The sequence below is a fragment of the Blastococcus saxobsidens genome, assembly GCF_002938435.1.
In the GTDB taxonomy this organism is placed as follows: Bacteria; Actinomycetota; Actinomycetes; order Mycobacteriales; family Geodermatophilaceae; genus Blastococcus; species Blastococcus saxobsidens.
Window position 1 is genome coordinate 85103 of sequence record NZ_POQT01000014.1, and the last position, 16128, is coordinate 101230.

Consider the following 16128-nt stretch of genomic DNA (forward strand, 5'->3'; position numbering starts at 1 on the left):
CAGGAGTGCAGATGCCCGAGCAGACCGCCGCCGTGGACACCGCCGCCGTCGAGGGCACCCCCGCCGAGGAGGCCCTGGTCGAGGAGTCGCTGGTCGAGGAGGTCTCGATCGACGGCATGTGCGGCGTCTACTGAGCGCCTCCGCTCCCGTGACCGCGCCCGCGACGGCGTTCGACCCGGCCCTGCCCTGGCGGCGATCCCGGTCGGTGGCCCTGCGCCCCGAGCCCTTCGGCGCGCTGGTCTACTCCTTCGCCAACCGGAAGCTGTCGTTCCTGAAGTCGAAGACGCTGGTCAGCGTCGTCGAGTCGCTGGCCGACCACCCCAGCGCCGAGGCGACGCTGGTCGCCTGCGGCGTGCCCGAGGCCCGGCGCGGCGCCTACGTGAAGGCCCTGGCCGACCTCGCCCGCTCCCAGATGATCGAGGTGCGCACATGACCGCCGTCCTGCCGCCCCGCCCGCCCGCACCCGAGCGCCCCGTCGGCGGCCGCCTGATCGACCAGTTCGAGTACGGCCTCGATGCCCCCATCTGCCTGACGTGGGAGCTCACCTACGCCTGCAACCTGGCGTGCGCCCACTGCCTGTCCTCGTCCGGACGGCGCGACCCGCGCGAGCTGTCCACCGCCGAGGCCGAGGCGGTCATCGACGAGCTGCAGCGGATGCAGGTCTTCTACGTCAACGTCGGGGGCGGCGAACCGACGGTGCGGCCGGACTTCTGGCACCTGCTCGACTACGCCATCGGCCACGACGTCGGCGTCAAGTTCTCCACCAACGGCGTCAAGCTGGACAGGACCCGCGCCACGCAGCTGGCGGCCACCGACTACGTCGACGTGCAGATCTCCCTGGACGGCGCGACCGCCGAGGTCAACGACCGCGTCCGCGGCACCGGCTCCTACGCCACCGCGATCCGCGCGCTGGAGAACCTGGCCGAGGCCGGGATGAAGGACTTCAAGGTCTCGGTCGTCGTCACCCGGGAGAACGCCGGCCAGCTCGACGCGTTCAAGGCGCTCACCGACTCCTTCGGCGCCCAGCTGCGGATCACCCGGCTGCGGCCGTCGGGCCGGGGGGCCGACGTCTGGGACCAGCTGCACCCGACGCAGGCCCAGCAGCGGGACCTCTACGAGTGGCTGCTCGCCAACGGCGAGAACGTGCTCACCGGCGACTCGTTCTTCCACCTGTCGGCGTTCGGGGAGGCCCTGCCGGGGCTCAACCTGTGCGGCGCCGGGCGCGTGGTCTGCCTGATCGACCCGGTCGGCGACGTCTACGCCTGCCCGTTCGCCATCCACGAGAACTTCCTCGCCGGCAACGTCCGGGACGAGGGCGGGTTCCAGCGGGTGTGGCAGTCCTCCGCGCTGTTCGCCGACCTGCGCAGCCCGCAGACCGGCGGCGCCTGCACGAAGTGCGCCCACTTCGACGCCTGCCGCGGCGGCTGCATGGCGGCCAAGTTCTTCACCGGCCTCCCGCTCGACGGTCCCGACCCCGAGTGCGTGCAGGGCTACGGCGAGACGGCCCTGGCCGCCCGCGACCTCGAGCTGCTCCCCCCGCGCAGCTCCGTCGACCACTCGCACACCGGGCCGGTGCGGGGGCAGCCGACGCTGCTGGGCGTCCCGTCGATCCCCGCCAGGATCTGCGACGAGTCGCCGCTGGCGGGGTTCCCGGGGGTCTGACCGCCCGTTCCCCACCCGTTCGGGGTGGGTGCCGCGTGCGCGGGCTGGGGAGGCCGCCGCGAGGCGCCGATGCCCCTCGCGTGATCCTCGAACTCCGGAACCGGCTGGTGCGGCTGCTCCCCGAAGGCCGGCGGCTGCCCGACGAGGTCTGGGAGCGGCGTCACTCCGCCATCGTCCGGCTCGCCCTCACCACCGCCGTGGCCCTCGTGCTGCTGGCGTGGGTGTGGGGGTTCGGGCAGCCCGTGGCCGCCGGCGTGTTCCTCCTCGTCGCGGCACCACTCGCGTTCGCCGTCCCGGCGCGCGTGCCGCGGGCCGGCCGGGCCGCCGCCACCACCGTCAGCCTCATGGCCGGCTCGGCGGCGCTGGTCCACCTCTGGGGCGGGGTCACCGAGGCCCACTTCGCGTTCTTCGTGATGATCGGCGTCGTCTCGCTCTACCAGGACTGGGTGCCCTTCGGCATCGCCGTCGTGGTGGTTGCGCTGCACCACGGCGTCGTCGGCACGCTCTTCCCGCACGAGGTGTTCGGCCACTCCGGTGAGCACGACCCCTGGCTGTGGGCGGCCATCCACGCCGGGTTCGTCCTCGCGGCCAGCCTGGCGCACCTCTCGGCCTGGCGGCTCAACGAGGACCAGGTGGTCAGCGACCGGCTGACCGGGTTGGCCAACCGCACCCTGCTGGACGAGGTGCTCGAGCGCTCCCTGCACGGCGACGAGCCCGTGAGCCTCCTGCTGCTCGACCTCGACGACTTCAAGGACGTCAACGACACCCGCGGCCACGCGGCCGGTGACGAGTTGCTGCTCGCCTTCGCCGAGCGGCTGCGCGGCTGCGTGCGCCCCGGCGACGTCGTGGCCCGCACCGCCGGCGACGAGTTCGCCGTCGTCGTCACCGGTGACGTCCAGTCCGCCCGCGCCGTCGGCGAGCGGATCCTCCGCTCCCTGTCGCTCCCCGTGTCCCTGGACGGCGGCCCGGTCACCGTGCACGGCAGCATCGGCGTCGCCGGCCCGGACGACGAGCGCACGGCGGGTGCGCTGCTGCGCAACGCCGACCTGGCGATGCACCTGGCCAAGGCCCAGGGCAAGAACCGGCTCGTGGTCTACGCCGACGGCATGGCCGCGACCGCCCGCCGCCGCGCGGAGCTCCAGCAGGACCTCCAGGTCGCCGTGGAGGGCGAGCAGCTGGCGGTCCACTACCAGCCCACCGTGCGGCTCTCCGACGGTCGCACCACCGGTTTCGAGGCGCTGGTGCGCTGGCACCACCCGCTGCACGGCCTGGTCTCGCCGGCCGAGTTCATCCCGCTGGCCGAGGAGTCCGGCGCGATCACCGCCATCGGGCGCTGGGTGCTCCACGAGGCGGTCGCCCAGGGGGCCGCGTGGTCGCGGGAGACCGGTGAGCCGCTGCGCATGGCCGTCAACCTCTCGCCGCGCCAGATGGCCGACACCGACGTGACCGCCGAGGTCCGTGCCGCGCTGGAGGCCAGCGGCTTCCCGGCCGAGCAGCTCACCCTCGAGGTGACCGAGGGCGTCCTGGTCCGCGACGTGGACCGGGTGGTCGAGCAGCTCGAGGAGCTGCGCTCCTTCGGCGTCCGGGTGGCGATCGACGACTTCGGGACCGGCTTCTCGGGGCTGTCCTACCTGCGTCGGCTGCCCGCCGACATCATCAAGATCGACCGGAGCTTCATCAGCGACCTGCCCGCCGGCCGGTCGGCGGCGACCCTCATCGCCTCGATCGTCGAGCTGGCCCGCACGCTCGGCCTCGACGTCGTCGCCGAGGGCGTCGAGACCGACGAGCAGCGCGAGGTGCTCCGGGCGATGGAGTGCGGCTCGGCCCAGGGCTACTTCTTCTCCCGGCCGGAGCCGGCCGGGCGCGCGGGCGCCCGGCTCGGTCTGGCGGCGGGGACGACGCCGGTCGGCTGACGTCGGGCTAGAACTCGACCTTCTCGTTCTCGCCGGCGTCGATGCGCTCCCCGGTCGCCTTGGCCTTCACGAAGCTGAAGGCCGTGGCGAGCCGGCCCCCGGGGCTGTCCCAGTACTCCGCCGAGTCGCCGTCGACCTTGATCAGCACGACGGCGGGGTCCTCCGGGCCGTTCGGGAACCACGCCTCGACGCCGCTGTTCCACAGCTCCTTCTTCTTCGCGAGGTCGTCGACCACCACGGCGTGCCCGGTGAGCGACACCCAGGTGCCCCCCGATCCGACGCCGACGTTGACCTGCGGCTGGGCGGCGATGTGCGCCACCGGGTGCGAGCCGCGCTCGGCGAAGAACCACAGGTCACCGTCGAACTCCACCTCCTGCAGCGTCATGGGCCGGCTGGTCAGCTTGCCGCCGGGCGCGATGGTGGTGAGGAAGCCGAAGCGCTCCCCCTTGATCAGCTCGGCGACCTTGCGGGTGTCCTCTGCGCTCATGCCCGTCCCGGTGCCCATCCCGGCCGCCACCGACACGCCTCACCGCGCGCCGAGGTACCGCCAGGCGCCGTCCTCGCGCACGAACCGGCTCACCTCGTGCTGGTCGCCCGTCCCCTCGCTGGTCCGCCAGTGCGCCCGGAACTCCACCGTGCCCTCGCGCTCGAGCAGCCCGCCCCCGGCCGTGCGCAGCACGTCGAGGCCCGTCCAGCGCACCGCCGGGTCGAGCTCCAGGGACGCCGGCCGGGTCGTGGAGTGCCAGGTGGCCAGCAGATAGGCAGGGTCGCCGACGGCGAAGGCGCTGTACCGGGCGCGCATGAGCTGCTCGGCGGTCGCCGCCGCCGCTCCGTCGTGGCGGGGACCGCAGCAGTCGTCGTAGGGCAGTCCGGTTCCGCAGGGGCAGCGACGTGGGGGCACGGACCGAGTCTGCCTGCGGGCGCGCCTAGGGTGCGGCGGTGACCTCCCTGGCCGCCGCGACCTTCCCCGACCTGCCTCCGGGGTCGTTGCTCGTCGTCCCCCTGGGCGCGGTCGAGCAGCACGGCCCGCACCTGCCGCTGGCCACGGACACCGTCGTCGCCACCGCCGTCGCCGAGGCCGCGGTGGCGCAGCTGGACGGCGCGCTGCTCGCCCCCGCGCTCGCCTACGGAGCCAGCGGCGAGCACGAGGGCTTCCCCGGCACGATCTCGCTGGGCACCGAGGCGCTGACCGGGCTGCTCGTCGAGTACGGGCGCTCGGCGTGCCGCTGGGCCGGCCGCGTGCTGATCGTGAACGGCCACGGCGGCAACCTCGACGCGCTGCGGGCGGCGGTCCCGCTGGTGCGCGCGGAGGGGCGGGAGGTCGCCTGGTTCCCCTGCGGCTTCCCGGACGGCGACGCGCACGCCGGCCGCACCGAGACGTCGCTGATGTTGCACGTGGAACCGGACGGGGTGCGCGGGGACCGGGCGGTGGCCGGCGCGACCGCCCCGATCGGCGACCTGCTGCCGCGGCTGCGGGCGGGGGGCGTGCGGTCGGTCAGCCCCAACGGTGTCCTCGGGGACCCGGCGGGGGCCACCGCGGAGGCGGGGGAGCGGCTGCTGGCCGACCTGGTGGGCCGGCTGGTCGCCGCGCAGGCGGCCTGGCGGGTGGACCCCACCGGCCGCCTGTGCGGCTGAGCCTCAGAGCGCGTCGGCGAACAGCGGTACGGCGTTCTCGATCGCGTACCGGATGCCCAGCGGCGAGCCGCTGGAGAAGGCGCTGACCAGGGTGGCGTCCTCCAGGACGACGGCGCGGCCGGACTGCACGGAGTCCAGCGTCTGCCACAGCGGCCCGCCGGTGAACTCCGACGCCTGCACGAAGATCGGGAAGGCGACGGTCAGCTCGGCGTCGAGCAGGGGCACCTGCTCCTCGCTGAGCGGCACGAAGAAGTTCTCCGTCGCCAGCTCCTGGATGGCGGGCTTGTTCTCGAAACCCAGCTGCTCCATGAACTCCACCCGGGAGTCGCCGCGCACGTAGGCGCCGTAGCCGGCGGAGGTGAAGGCGGCGACGGCGACCTCGGTGCCGTCGAACTCCGGGTGCTCGGCCGCCGCGTCGGCGAAGTCCTGCTCCACCTGGGCCGCCAGCTCGGTGGCCTCGTCGGTGCGGCCCAGGGCCTGGCCGACGAGCTCGAGCTGCTGCTGCCACGTGGTCTGGTACGGCCCCACGCCCTCGGGCTGGCTGATGGTCGGGGCGATCTTCGTCAGCGCCTCGTGCCGCTCCTGCGTACCCGCGGAGCGGGTGTCCAGGATGAGGTCGGGCTGCAGCGCCGCGATCGCCTCGAGGCTCGGCTCCAGCGTCTCGATGATCTCCGGCGCCTCGTCGTAACGGCCCTCGGCCCAGGGGCCCACGCCCTCGCCGCCGAAGCCCAGCCAGTCGCTGGCCCCCACCGGCTGCACCCCGAGGGCGAGCGCGGTCTCGGCGTCGGACCACCCCAGTGCCACCACCCGCTCGGGCTCCTCGTCGACGGTCACGTCGCCGAAGGCGGTGCTCACGGTGACCGGGAAGCCGCCGGCGGCGCCCCCCTCGGCGTTCCCGGTGCTCGAGCCGCCGTCGTCGCTCGAGCCGCAACCGGCGGCGACGAGGGCGGCGGCCGCGAGTGCGGCGGCGGCGCGGAAGGTGGGACGGACGGTCATGACTGCTCCTCGGTCGAACACAGGTAAGGCTGACCTAAGCATGCCTCGCCCGTGCTCCCGTCGGCGGGGCGGCCGGAGCCGTCGCTAGGGTGCGGGCAGCGTGTCGCCGTGGGCTGCGACGGGAACGAGGAGTGGCATCGATGAGCGGCGGGTCCGCACCGCAGGAGGGCTGGCTGGTCGTCGTCGACCTGCAGAACGTGTTCCGCGACGAGGACTCGCCCTGGACCGCCCCGCGGTTCGACGAGATCCGTCCGCAGATCCGGCAGCTGGTCGGGGCGTTCGGCGACCGCGTCGTCTGGACCCGGTTCGTGGCGCCCGCCGCGCCGGTCGGGGCGTGGAAGGAGTACTACGAGCAGTACGACTTCGCGCTGCAGCCCCCGGACGCCGACCTGTACCGGCTCGTGGAGGACCCCGGCGCGCACCCGGTGGTCGACGCGACCTCCTTCGGCAAGTGGGGCCCGGATCTCGCGGCGGTCGTCGGGCAGGGGCCGCTGACCGTCGTCGGCGTGGCCACCGAGTGCTGCGTGCTGTCCACCGTGCTGCCCGCCGCGGACGCCGGCGTGGGGGTCCGGGTGGTTCCCGACGCCTGCGCCGGCGCGAGCGACGAGGACCACGAGCGCGCGCTGCAGGTCATGCGTGGCTACGCGCCGCTGGTGTCCTTCGCGACCACCGCCGAGGTCCTGGCCGGCGCGTGACGGGCCCGGTGTCGGCGCCGGCCGGGGTGCGGCTGCCCGACGGGTTCGCCGTCCGGCTCGACCCGCGCACCCGCCGGCGGGACGGCGGCGCCACCCTGCTCGGGGGCTCCCCGCTGCGGCTGCTCCGGCTCGCGCCGCGCGCCCGGGCGCTGCTGGCCGTGGACCGGCTCCTGGTGCGCGACGCTGGATCGGCGGAGCTGGCCGGCCGGCTCCTGGACGCCGGGCTGGCCCACCCGGAACCCGGGCCGCTCCCGGAGCCCGACGTCACCGTCGTCGTGCCGGTCCGCGACCGCCCCGCCGCGCTGGCCCGGCTGCTCGCCGCCCTGGCCGCGGACCGGGCGACCGCGGAGCTGCCGGTCGTCGTGGTGGACGACGGCTCGGCGGACCCGGTGGCCGCGACCGGCGGCGTGCGGGTCGTGCGCCATCCCACCGCCCGCGGTCCGGCCGCGGCCCGCAACAGCGGTCTGGCCGCGGCGACGACGGCGTTCGTCGCCTTCCTCGACTCCGACTGCGTCCCCCGCGCGGGCTGGCTGGCCGCGCTGCTGCCGCACCTGGCCGATCCGTCGCTGGCCGCCGTCGCGCCGCGGATCGTGCCGCTGCCCGGGGCGGCACGGGGCTGGGTGAGCCCGTACGAGGACGTCGCCTCGGCGCTGGACATGGGGCCGCACCCGGCGGCGGTGCGCCCGCTCTCGGCGGTGTCCTACGTCCCCAGCGCGGCCCTGCTGGCGCGCCGGGCCGCGCTCGGCGGCGGCTTCGACGCCGGCCTGCGGGTGGCCGAGGACGTCGACCTGGTGTGGCGGCTGGTCGGCGCCGGCTGGCGGGTCCGCTACGAGCCCGCGGCGGAGGTGGCACACGAGCACCCCGCCGTCCTGGGGGAGTGGCTGCGCCGGCGCGCGTTCTACGGCACCGGCGCCGCCCTCCTGGCCCGGCGGCACGGGGCGAAGGTCTCCCCGCTGGTCGTCGCGCCAGGGGCCGGTCTCACCTGGGGGTTGCTGCTCGCCGGCGGACGCGCGGGCCGGGGAGTCGCCCTCGGGCTGCTCGGCGGGACGGCGGTCCGGCTCGCGCAGCGGCTGCGCCGTCCCGGGGAGCGCACGCCGGCGGGCCTGGCCGCCCTGCTCGCCGTCCGCGGGCTGGCCGCCTCCGGTCAGTCCCTGGCCCGTTCCGCCACCCGGCACCACTGGCCCCTGGCGCTGGCGGCCGCGCTGGCCTCCCGCCGCGCGCGCCGCGGGCTGCTGGCCGTCGCGCTGGCCGACGGCGTGCTCGCCTGGTGGCCGTTCCGGAGAAGGGTGGGACCGGTCCGTTCCGTGCTGGCGCGGCGGCTGGACGACCTCGCGTACGGCGTCGGGCTCTGGCGCGGTGCGCTGCGCGCCCGCGACGCGCGCGCACTGCTCCCGGTGCGGCCACCCCGCTGAGCGGTCGACCGCGTCGATGAACGGTGCTTGATCTCCGCAACCAACGGGAATGCACGGGCCGGGCGGCGCCTTGTCGCCCTTCGTACTGCGGTTCGACCAGCGTGGGTCCCGCTCCATCTCGATCGACGGGAAGACCGTGACCACCACCCAGGACCGCCCGGTCGCCGCCGCGCCGGCCGCCCCTGCCGCTGCCCAGCGCCCGGGGGCCGCCCGGACCGCCCTCACGCTCGGCGCCTTCGTCGCCATCGGGCCGCTCACCATCGACATGTACCTGCCGGCGCTGCCCGCGATCACCGAGGACCTGCTCACCACCTCGGCCACGGTGCAGCTCACGCTGACCGGCACCCTGATCGGCCTGGCCCTGGGTCAGCTGGTCCTCGGCCCGCTGTCGGACGCCTACGGGCGCCGCGGCCCGCTGCTGGCCGGCACCGCGCTGCACGTGCTGGCCTCGCTGCTGATCCTGGTGGCCCCGAACATCGCCGTCCTCGGCGGTCTGCGCCTGCTGCAGGGCGTCGGTGCGGCCGCCGGCGCGGTGATCGCGCTGGCGGTGGTGCGCGACCTGTACGTCGGGCGGGCGGCGGCCACGATGCTCTCCCGGCTGTTCCTCGTCCTCGGTGCCGCACCCGTGCTCGCCCCCACGATCGGCGGCGAGCTCCTCCGCTTCACCGACTGGCGGGGCGTGTTCCTGGTGCTCGCCGCCTACGGGTTGCTCATGCTCGCCGTCGGCTGGGCGACGCTGCACGAGACCCTGCCGCCGGAGCGGCGCAGCAGCAGCGGCGTCCGCGGCACGCTGCGCACCTACCGGGGGCTGCTGCGCGACCGCACGTACGTCGGGCTGGTCCTCGTCGCGGGCCTGACCATGGCCGGGCTGTTCAGCTACGTGTCCGGCTCCTCCTTCGTCTACCAGGACCAGTTCGGCCTGGACGAGCAGCAGTTCGGGCTGCTCTTCGGCGCCGGCGCCTTCTGGCTCATCGCCGCCACCCAGCTCAACCCGCTGCTGCTGCGGCGCTGGTCGCCCCAGCAGCTGCTGGTGGCCGGCACGGTGCTCGGTGCGCTGGCCGGTGCGGCGCTCGTCGTCCTGGCGGGCACGGGGACCGGTGGCCTGGTCGCCGTCACCGGGTCGCTGTGGGTGGTCCTGTTCGCCTGCGGGCTCGCGCTGCCCAACGCGCCGGCCCTCGCCCTGTCCCGTCACGGGGAGACCGCCGGCAGCGCCGCGGCCCTGCTGGGCGCCATCCAGTTCGGCGTCGGGGCGGTCGTCTCGCCGGTCGTCGGGGTGCTGGGCAACGACGCGGTCGCGATCGGCCTGGTGGTGGTGACCGCGCTGGTGCTGGCCATCGTCGTGCTGGTCACCGTCGTCAAGCCGTGGCAGCTCCCGGTCGTCGAGGAGGTGCCGGTTGCCGGGCACTGACGCCCTGCGGTCGGACGTGGCCGGGCCGGACCAGGACCGCTCCGGCGGTGTGCGTGCCCTGCCGCTCGCCGAGCGTCCGCCGCTGAGCGCGGGACGGCTGGTGGCCGCGGTCGTGGCGCTCGGCCTCGGCGGGTTCGCCATCGGCACCACCGAGTTCGTCACCATGGGCCTGCTGCCCGACATCGCCGAGGGCATCGGCGTCGACATCCCCACCGCCGGGCACGTCATCTCGCTGTACGCGCTGGGGGTCGTCGTCGGCGCCCCGGTGATCGCGGCGCTGGGCACCCGGCTGCCCCGGCGCGGCCTGCTCCTCGGTCTGATGGCCGCCTTCCTCGTCGGCAACGCGCTGACCGCCGTCGCGCCCGGCTACGGGTCGCTGCTGGTGGCCCGCTTCCTCGCCGGGGTGCCGCACGGCGCCTACTTCGGGGTGGCCTCCCTCGTCGCCGCCTCGCTGGTCGCCCCCCACCTGCGCGGGCGCGCGGTCAGCTCGGTGATGCTGGGGCTGGCGCTGGCCAACGTCGCGGGCGTCCCGGCGGCGACGTGGCTGGGCCAGCAGTACGGCTGGCGCAGCGCCTACTGGGCGGTCGTGGTCATCGCCGCGCTCACCGTCGCCGCGGTCACCGCCGTCGTCCCGGGGGCGCCCGGCAACCGCGCGGCCACCGTCCGCTCGGAGCTCGGCGCGCTCCGCCGTCCGCAGGTGCTGCTGACGCTGCTGGTCGGCGTCGTCGGCTTCGGCGGGATGTTCGCCGTCTACAGCTACATCGCCCCGCTGGTCACCGAGGTGACCGGGCTGTCCCGCGGCCTGATCCCCTGGGTGCTGTTCGCGTTCGGCGCCGGTGGCGTGGTGGGGACGGCGCTGGGCGGCAAGCTCGCCGACGCCGCGCTGTTCCGGTCGCTGGTGGGCGCCAACGTCGTCACCGGCGTCCTGCTCGCCCTGGTGCCGCTGGCCGCCCGCACGCCGGTCTCGGTGTTCGCGGTCATCTTCGCCTTCGCGGTGAGCGCCTCGGCCCTGGTGGTGTGCCTGCAGATGCGGCTCATGGAGGTGGCGGGGGAGGCGCAGATGCTCGGTGCGGCGCTCAACCACTCCGCGCTCAACGCCGCCAACGCCCTCGGCGCCTGGATCGGCGGCGTGGTCATCGCCGCCGGCTACGGCTACACCGCGCCCGGCCCCGTGGGGGCGGGGCTGGCGGTCCTCGGACTGCTCGCCCTGACCGCCTCGGCGGTGCTGCGCCGGCGGGAGCTGCGGGCGCTCGCCGACGCCCGCCCCGCGGCGGCGGCCGCTCCGGTGCAGGTCGCGGCCGGGCGCTGAGCACTTCCGCGCGGACGGGAGTGGCCTGAGTCACTCCTCTGGGTGCAGACTCCGGATCGGACCCACGGTTCACCGTGGGCGCCATCGAGCCCTGCAAGCCTGGCGGAGGACAGATGACCCCGATCACCGTGCGCGTGGACGGCGCTGCATACACCGACGACGTCGAACCGCGGACCCTGCTGGTGCACTACCTGCGCGAGCAGGTCGGCAAGGTCGGGACCGTCGTCGGGTGCGACACCAGCAACTGCGGCGCCTGCACCGTGCACCTGGACGGCGAAGCGGTGAAGAGCTGCACCGTGCTGGCCGTCCAGGCCGACGGCTGCGAGGTCACCACCATCGAGGGCGTGGGCCAGGACGGGCTCCACCCGGTCCAGAAGGCGTTCCACGAGATGCACGGGCTGCAGTGCGGCTTCTGCACGCCCGGCATGATCATGGCCTCGATCGACCTGCTGGAGGACAACCCCGACCCCAGCGACGACGAGGTGCGCGAGGGCATCGAGGGCAACCTCTGCCGCTGCACCGGCTACCAGAACATCGTCCGCGCCGTCCGGCACGCGGCCGCCGAGATGCGCGGCGGAGGCGGTGGGTCCCGGAACGGGCACGTCTCCCCGGCCGTCGTCGACACCGCCGCCGCCCCGCACGTGGCGGTGCAGGCATGACCGCCGTCGAGGACCGCCCCGGCGTCCCGTCCGACGACGCCGCGGCGCCGGAGATCGGCAGGGCGCGGCGGCGCAAGGAGGACGCGCGGCTGATCACCGGGATGACCACGTGGACCGACAACATGGTCCTGCCCGGGATGCTGCACCTGGCCGTCGTCCGCTCGCCCGTGGCCCACGCGCGGATCACGAACGTCGACGTCAGCGCCGTGCGGGAGGCCCCCGGGGTCATCGCCGTCTACACCGGCCAGGACCTCGCCGAGGAGCAGGGCTCGCTGCCCTGCGCCTGGCCGGTCACCCCCGACATGGTCAACCCCGGCCACCCGTCGATCGCCGTCGACCAGGTGAACCACGTGGGCGAGGCCGTGGCGGTGATCGTGGCGCGCAGCAAGGCCGCCGCCCAGGACGCCGTCGAGCTCGCCGACATCGACTACGAGCCGCTGCCGGTGGTCCTGGACATGGAGGAGGCCGTCCAGGACGGCGCCGACCTCGTCCACGACCACCTGGAGTCCAACACCAGCTACCACTTCGTCTTCGACGCCGGCGAGATGGGCACCGGGTCCGACACCGACCAGGCGTTCGCCGACGCCGACGTCGTGGTCAGCCGCCGGTTCGTGCAGCAGCGGCTCATCCCGGCGTTCATGGAGCCGCGCTCGGTCGTGGTCCAGCCCCAGGGCGACAACTACACGATGTGGTCGGCGACCCAGATCCCGCACATCCTCCGCGTGATGGCGGCGATGGTCACCGGCATCCCGGAGCACAAGCTGCGCGTGGTCGCCCCCGACGTCGGCGGCGGCTTCGGCGGGAAGCTGCAGGTCAACCCGGAGGAGATCCTCTGCCTCCTGATCGCGCGGCGGCTCGGCAAGCCGGTCAAGTGGACCGAGACCCGCAGCGAGTCGCTGATGACCGCCCACCACGGCCGCGACCAGATCCAGTACGTGGACGTCGCAGCCGACCGGGAGGGCAACGTCAAGGGCCTGCGCGTCCGGCTGCTCGCCGACATGGGCGCCTACCTGCGGCTGATCACGCCCGGCGTCCCGGCCCTCGGCGCCTTCATGTACCCGGGCATCTACAAGTTCCCGGCCTACCGCTTCGAGTGCGACGGCGTGTTCACCAACAAGGTGCCCACCGACGCCTACCGGGGTGCGGGCCGGCCCGAAGCGACCTTCGCCGTCGAGCGGATCATGGACGAGCTCGCCGTCGAGCTCGGCATGGACCCCCTGGAGCTGCGGCGCAAGAACTGGATCAACGCCGAGGAGTTCCCCTTCACCACCGTGGCGGGGCTCGCCTACGACAGCGGCGACTACGAGACAGCGACGCAGGAGGCGCTGCAGCTGCTCGGCTACGACGAGCTGCGCGCCGAGCAGCAGCGGCGGCGGGAGTCCGGGGACCCGGTGCAGCTGGGCATCGGCTTCTCCACCTTCACCGAGATGTGCGGCCTGGCCCCCTCCCGGGTGCTCGGCTCGCTGTCCTTCGGCGCCGGCGGCTGGGAGCACGCGGCCATCCGCATGCTGCCCACCGGCAAGGTCGAGGTGGTCACCGGTTCGACGCCGCACGGCCAGGGCCACGAGACGGCGTGGAGCCAGCTGGTCGCCGACTCCCTCGGCGTCCCGTTCGAGGACGTCGAGGTGCTGCACGGCGACACCGCCATCTCCTCCCGCGGTCTGGACACCTACGGCTCCCGGTCCCTGGTGGTCGGCGGCTCGGCGGTGGTCAAGGCGGCGGACAAGGTGATCGCCAAGGCGCGGAAGATCGCCGCCCACCTGCTCGAGGCCAGCGAGGACGACCTGGAGTTCGCGGGCGGGAAGTTCTCCGTGCGCGGCACGCCGGGCACGGGCCTGGGCATCCAGGAGATCGCGCTGGCCATCTTCGCGGCGCACGACTACCCGGAGGGCATCGAGCCCTCGATCGACGCCGAGGCGACCTTCGACCCGGAGAACTTCTCCTTCCCGCACGGCACGCACCTGTGCGCGATGGAGGTCGACACCGAGACCGGGTTCGTCAAGATCCGCAAGTACGCCTGCGTCGACGACGTCGGCACGATCGTGAACCCGCTGATCGTGGAGGGGCAGGTGCACGGCGGCCTGGCCCAAGGCATCGCGCAGGCGCTGTACGAGGAGGCCGTGTACGACGACGACGGCAACCTCACCACCGGCACCTTCGTCGACTACCTGGTGCCGGCGGCCTCCGACCTGCCGCACTTCGACACCGGCAACACGGTGCACGCCGCACCGGGCAACCCGATCGGCGCCAAGGGCGTGGGCGAGGCGGGCTGCATCGCCTCCACGCCGGCGGTGGTGAACGCCGCGCTGGACGCCGTCCGGCACCTGGGCGTCACCGACATCCGCATGCCGTTGACACCCGAACGCGTCTGGCGGGCCCTCCACGACGGCGGGGACGGCGGCGAGCGGGCGACCGCACGGACCAACGCCCAGGCCGTCGACTCCACCGACGCCCCGTCCACCTCCGGAGGTGCCCTGTGATCCCCGCGCCGTTCCAGTACGTGCGTCCCACCACGGTGGAGGAGGCGCTGCAGGCCATCGCCGACGGCGGTGAGGACGTGAAGGTCCTCGCCGGCGGGCAGTCGCTCATCCCGGTCATGCGGCTGCGGCTGGCCGCGCCGGAGACCGTCGTCGACCTCGGCCGGGTGGCCGGGCTGCGCGGCGTCCGGGACGACGGCGACGCGATCGTCATCGGGGCGATGACGACGCACTCCGACGTCCTCTCCGACCCGCTGATCGCCGAGCACGCCCCGCTCGTCGCCGAGGCCACCGCCACGGTGGCCGACCGGCAGGTGCGCCACCGCGGCACGTTCGGCGGGGCGCTGGTGCACGCGGACCCGGCCGGCGACCTGCCCGCCGTCGCCCTGGCGCTGGACGCCGAGTTCGTGATCGCCGGCCAGTCGGGCCGGCGGACGGTGCCGGCCGCCGAGTTCTTCGTCGACTACCTGACGACGGCGGTGGAGGAGGGCGAGCTGCTGGTGGAGGTGCGGGTGCCGAAGCTCACCGGCTCCTGGGGCATGCGGTACGAGAAGTTCAACCGCGTGGCGCAGGCCTGGTCGATCGTGGCGGTGGCCGCCGTGGTCAGGCGGGAGAACGGCCGGATCGCCGAGGCGCGGGTCGGGCTCACCAACATGGGGCCGACACCGCTGCGGGCGCGGCAGGTGGAGGAGGCGCTGGCCGGCGCCGAGGCCACGCCCGAGGCGGTCGCGGCGGCCGCGCAGCGGGCGGCCGAGGGCACCGAACCGAGCAGCGACCTGAACGCGCAGGCCGACTACCGGCAGCACCTGGCGACCGTGCTGACGCGCCGGGCGGTGACGGCCGCCGCTGGGCTGTAGCTTGAAGGACCCCCGTGCCCCCCAGCACTCGCAGGCTCGTGCCGGGTCCCTGCACGGAGGCCGTTCCAGTCCGTCACCAGGAGGTCTGTCGTGCAGCTGGAGAACTCGTTCACCGTCCCGGTGCCCGTAGACGAGGCGTGGCGGGTGCTGCTCGACATCGAGCGGATCGCCCCCTGCATGCCCGGCGCGGCGCTGGACTCCGTCGACGGCGACGACTTCACCGGGCGCGTGAAGGTCAAGCTCGGGCCGATCAACCTGACCTACCAGGGCAAGGCGTCGTTCATCGAGAAGGACGAGGCCGCGCACCGGGCGGTCATCGACGCGCGGGGCAAGGACCAGCGGGGCAACGGCACGGCCGCGGCGACCGTGACGGCGGTGCTCCGGGCGGAGGGCTCGGTGACGCAGGTCGACGTCCTCACCGACCTGAACATCACCGGCCGGCCCGCGCAGTTCGGCCGCGGGGTGATGACCGACGTCGGCAACAAGCTGCTCGGCCAGTTCGCCGACAAGCTCGCCGCCCAGCTGGGCGAGGGCGACGCGCAGGGCGACGCCGAGCGGGCGAGCGCACGGGCGGGCACGGCGGCCGAGACGCCGGCGGTCAAGGCGGTCGCGACGGCGAGCGGCGCGGTGGAGGAGATCGCCGCGTCCGCGGAGCAGGCGGCCGGTGACAGCGGGGCGGGCAAGGCGGTCAAGAAGGCTGCGGCCGCGACGAAGAAGGCGGCGGCGGCCACCACCGACAAGGTCGCCGGCACGGACGACCCGGCGGAGGTGTCCGGGAGCCCGGCCAAGGCCGCGGCCACCAAGGCAGCGGCTGCGAAGGCCACGCCGGCCAGGACGACGCCCGGGAAGACCGCCGCTGCCAAGAAGGCGACGGCGCCCGTGACGGCGGTGCCCGCTCCTGCGGATGCGGCGGCGGGCACCGGGAACGGCGCCGCCGAGGACACTGCGCCCGCCGGCAAGGACACTGCGCCCGCCGGCAAGGACACCGCGCCCGCCGGCAAGGACACCGCGCCCGCCGGCAAGGACACCGCGCCCGCCGGCAAGGACACCGCGCCCGCCGGCAAGGCGCCGAGCACGCCGCCCAAGGGCCCCACGGCGCCGCCCG

At 74.7% G+C, this 16128-nt stretch carries 16 protein-coding genes; 13 read left to right on the top strand and 3 right to left on the bottom strand.

Annotation, left to right across the window (positions count from 1 at the left end):
• Positions 1–11 precede the first annotated feature (11 nt).
• From mftA to C5507_RS10765, 4 genes are all read left to right on the top strand, one after another.
• Positions 12–134 (top strand): mycofactocin precursor MftA, encoded by a 123-nt coding sequence (mftA, locus tag C5507_RS10750; RefSeq protein WP_207225871.1) that lies wholly within the window; start codon positions 12–14, stop codon positions 132–134.
• A 14-nt stretch (positions 135–148) separates the two neighbouring features.
• Positions 149–433 (top strand): mycofactocin biosynthesis chaperone MftB, encoded by a 285-nt coding sequence (mftB, locus tag C5507_RS10755; protein ID WP_207225870.1) that lies wholly within the window; start codon positions 149–151, stop codon positions 431–433.
• Positions 430–1662 (top strand): mycofactocin radical SAM maturase, encoded by a 1233-nt coding sequence (gene mftC / locus C5507_RS10760; RefSeq protein WP_104528517.1) that lies wholly within the window; start codon positions 430–432, stop codon positions 1660–1662. The genes mftB and mftC overlap by 4 nt, the downstream gene beginning before the upstream one ends.
• An 80-nt stretch (positions 1663–1742) precedes the next feature.
• On the top strand, positions 1743–3575 hold the full coding sequence (locus C5507_RS10765; protein WP_104528518.1) for a putative bifunctional diguanylate cyclase/phosphodiesterase: 1833 nt from the start codon (positions 1743–1745) through the stop codon (positions 3573–3575).
• Between the two features lie 7 nt (positions 3576–3582).
• On the opposite strand, the gene C5507_RS10770 is transcribed toward C5507_RS10765, so the two are convergent.
• Both C5507_RS10770 and C5507_RS10775 read right to left on the bottom strand, forming a co-directional pair.
• A complete protein-coding gene (locus tag C5507_RS10770) occupies positions 3583–4062 on the bottom strand; it encodes a pyridoxamine 5'-phosphate oxidase family protein (protein WP_104528537.1) in 480 nt (159 codons plus the stop codon).
• Between the two features lie 39 nt (positions 4063–4101).
• The gene (locus tag C5507_RS10775) at positions 4102–4476 is read right to left on the bottom strand and encodes a YchJ family protein (protein WP_104528519.1); all 375 of its coding nucleotides are present in this window, start codon (positions 4474–4476) and stop codon (positions 4102–4104) included.
• 38 nt (positions 4477–4514) lie between these two features.
• Between C5507_RS10775 and mftE the strand changes: the two genes are divergently transcribed.
• On the top strand, positions 4515–5210 hold the full coding sequence (gene mftE / locus C5507_RS10780) for a mycofactocin biosynthesis peptidyl-dipeptidase MftE (protein WP_104528520.1): 696 nt from the start codon (positions 4515–4517) through the stop codon (positions 5208–5210).
• Positions 5211–5213: 3 nt separating this feature from the next.
• Here mftE and C5507_RS10785 read toward each other — a convergent pair whose 3' ends face one another.
• The gene (locus tag C5507_RS10785; protein WP_104528521.1) at positions 5214–6206 is read right to left on the bottom strand and encodes an iron-siderophore ABC transporter substrate-binding protein; all 993 of its coding nucleotides are present in this window, start codon (positions 6204–6206) and stop codon (positions 5214–5216) included.
• 140 nt (positions 6207–6346) lie between these two features.
• Between C5507_RS10785 and C5507_RS10790 the strand changes: the two genes are divergently transcribed.
• The 8 genes from C5507_RS10790 to C5507_RS10825 all read left to right on the top strand — a co-directional run.
• Positions 6347–6901, top strand: a complete 555-nt coding sequence (locus tag C5507_RS10790; RefSeq protein ID WP_104528522.1) for a cysteine hydrolase family protein — start codon at positions 6347–6349, stop codon at positions 6899–6901.
• Entirely contained in the window at positions 6898–8313 is a 1416-nt protein-coding gene (mftF, locus tag C5507_RS10795; RefSeq protein WP_207225869.1) for a mycofactocin biosynthesis glycosyltransferase MftF, read from the top strand. Before C5507_RS10790 ends, mftF begins: the two co-directional genes overlap by 4 nt.
• A 136-nt stretch (positions 8314–8449) precedes the next feature.
• Positions 8450–9721, top strand: a complete 1272-nt coding sequence (locus C5507_RS10800) for a multidrug effflux MFS transporter (protein WP_104528539.1) — start codon at positions 8450–8452, stop codon at positions 9719–9721.
• Positions 9708–11030, top strand: a complete 1323-nt coding sequence (locus C5507_RS10805) for an MFS transporter (protein ID WP_242611224.1) — start codon at positions 9708–9710, stop codon at positions 11028–11030. Before C5507_RS10800 ends, C5507_RS10805 begins: the two co-directional genes overlap by 14 nt.
• Before the next feature lie 113 nt (positions 11031–11143).
• Positions 11144–11689 (top strand): (2Fe-2S)-binding protein, encoded by a 546-nt coding sequence (locus C5507_RS10810; protein ID WP_104528523.1) that lies wholly within the window; start codon positions 11144–11146, stop codon positions 11687–11689.
• Entirely contained in the window at positions 11686–14169 is a 2484-nt protein-coding gene (locus C5507_RS10815; RefSeq protein ID WP_104528524.1) for a xanthine dehydrogenase family protein molybdopterin-binding subunit, read from the top strand. Before C5507_RS10810 ends, C5507_RS10815 begins: the two co-directional genes overlap by 4 nt.
• On the top strand, positions 14166–15023 hold the full coding sequence (locus C5507_RS10820; RefSeq protein WP_104528525.1) for an FAD binding domain-containing protein: 858 nt from the start codon (positions 14166–14168) through the stop codon (positions 15021–15023). The genes C5507_RS10815 and C5507_RS10820 overlap by 4 nt, the downstream gene beginning before the upstream one ends.
• A 90-nt stretch (positions 15024–15113) precedes the next feature.
• A partial coding sequence (locus tag C5507_RS10825; RefSeq protein ID WP_211295513.1) for an SRPBCC family protein occupies positions 15114–16128 on the top strand: 1015 nt, incomplete at its 3' end.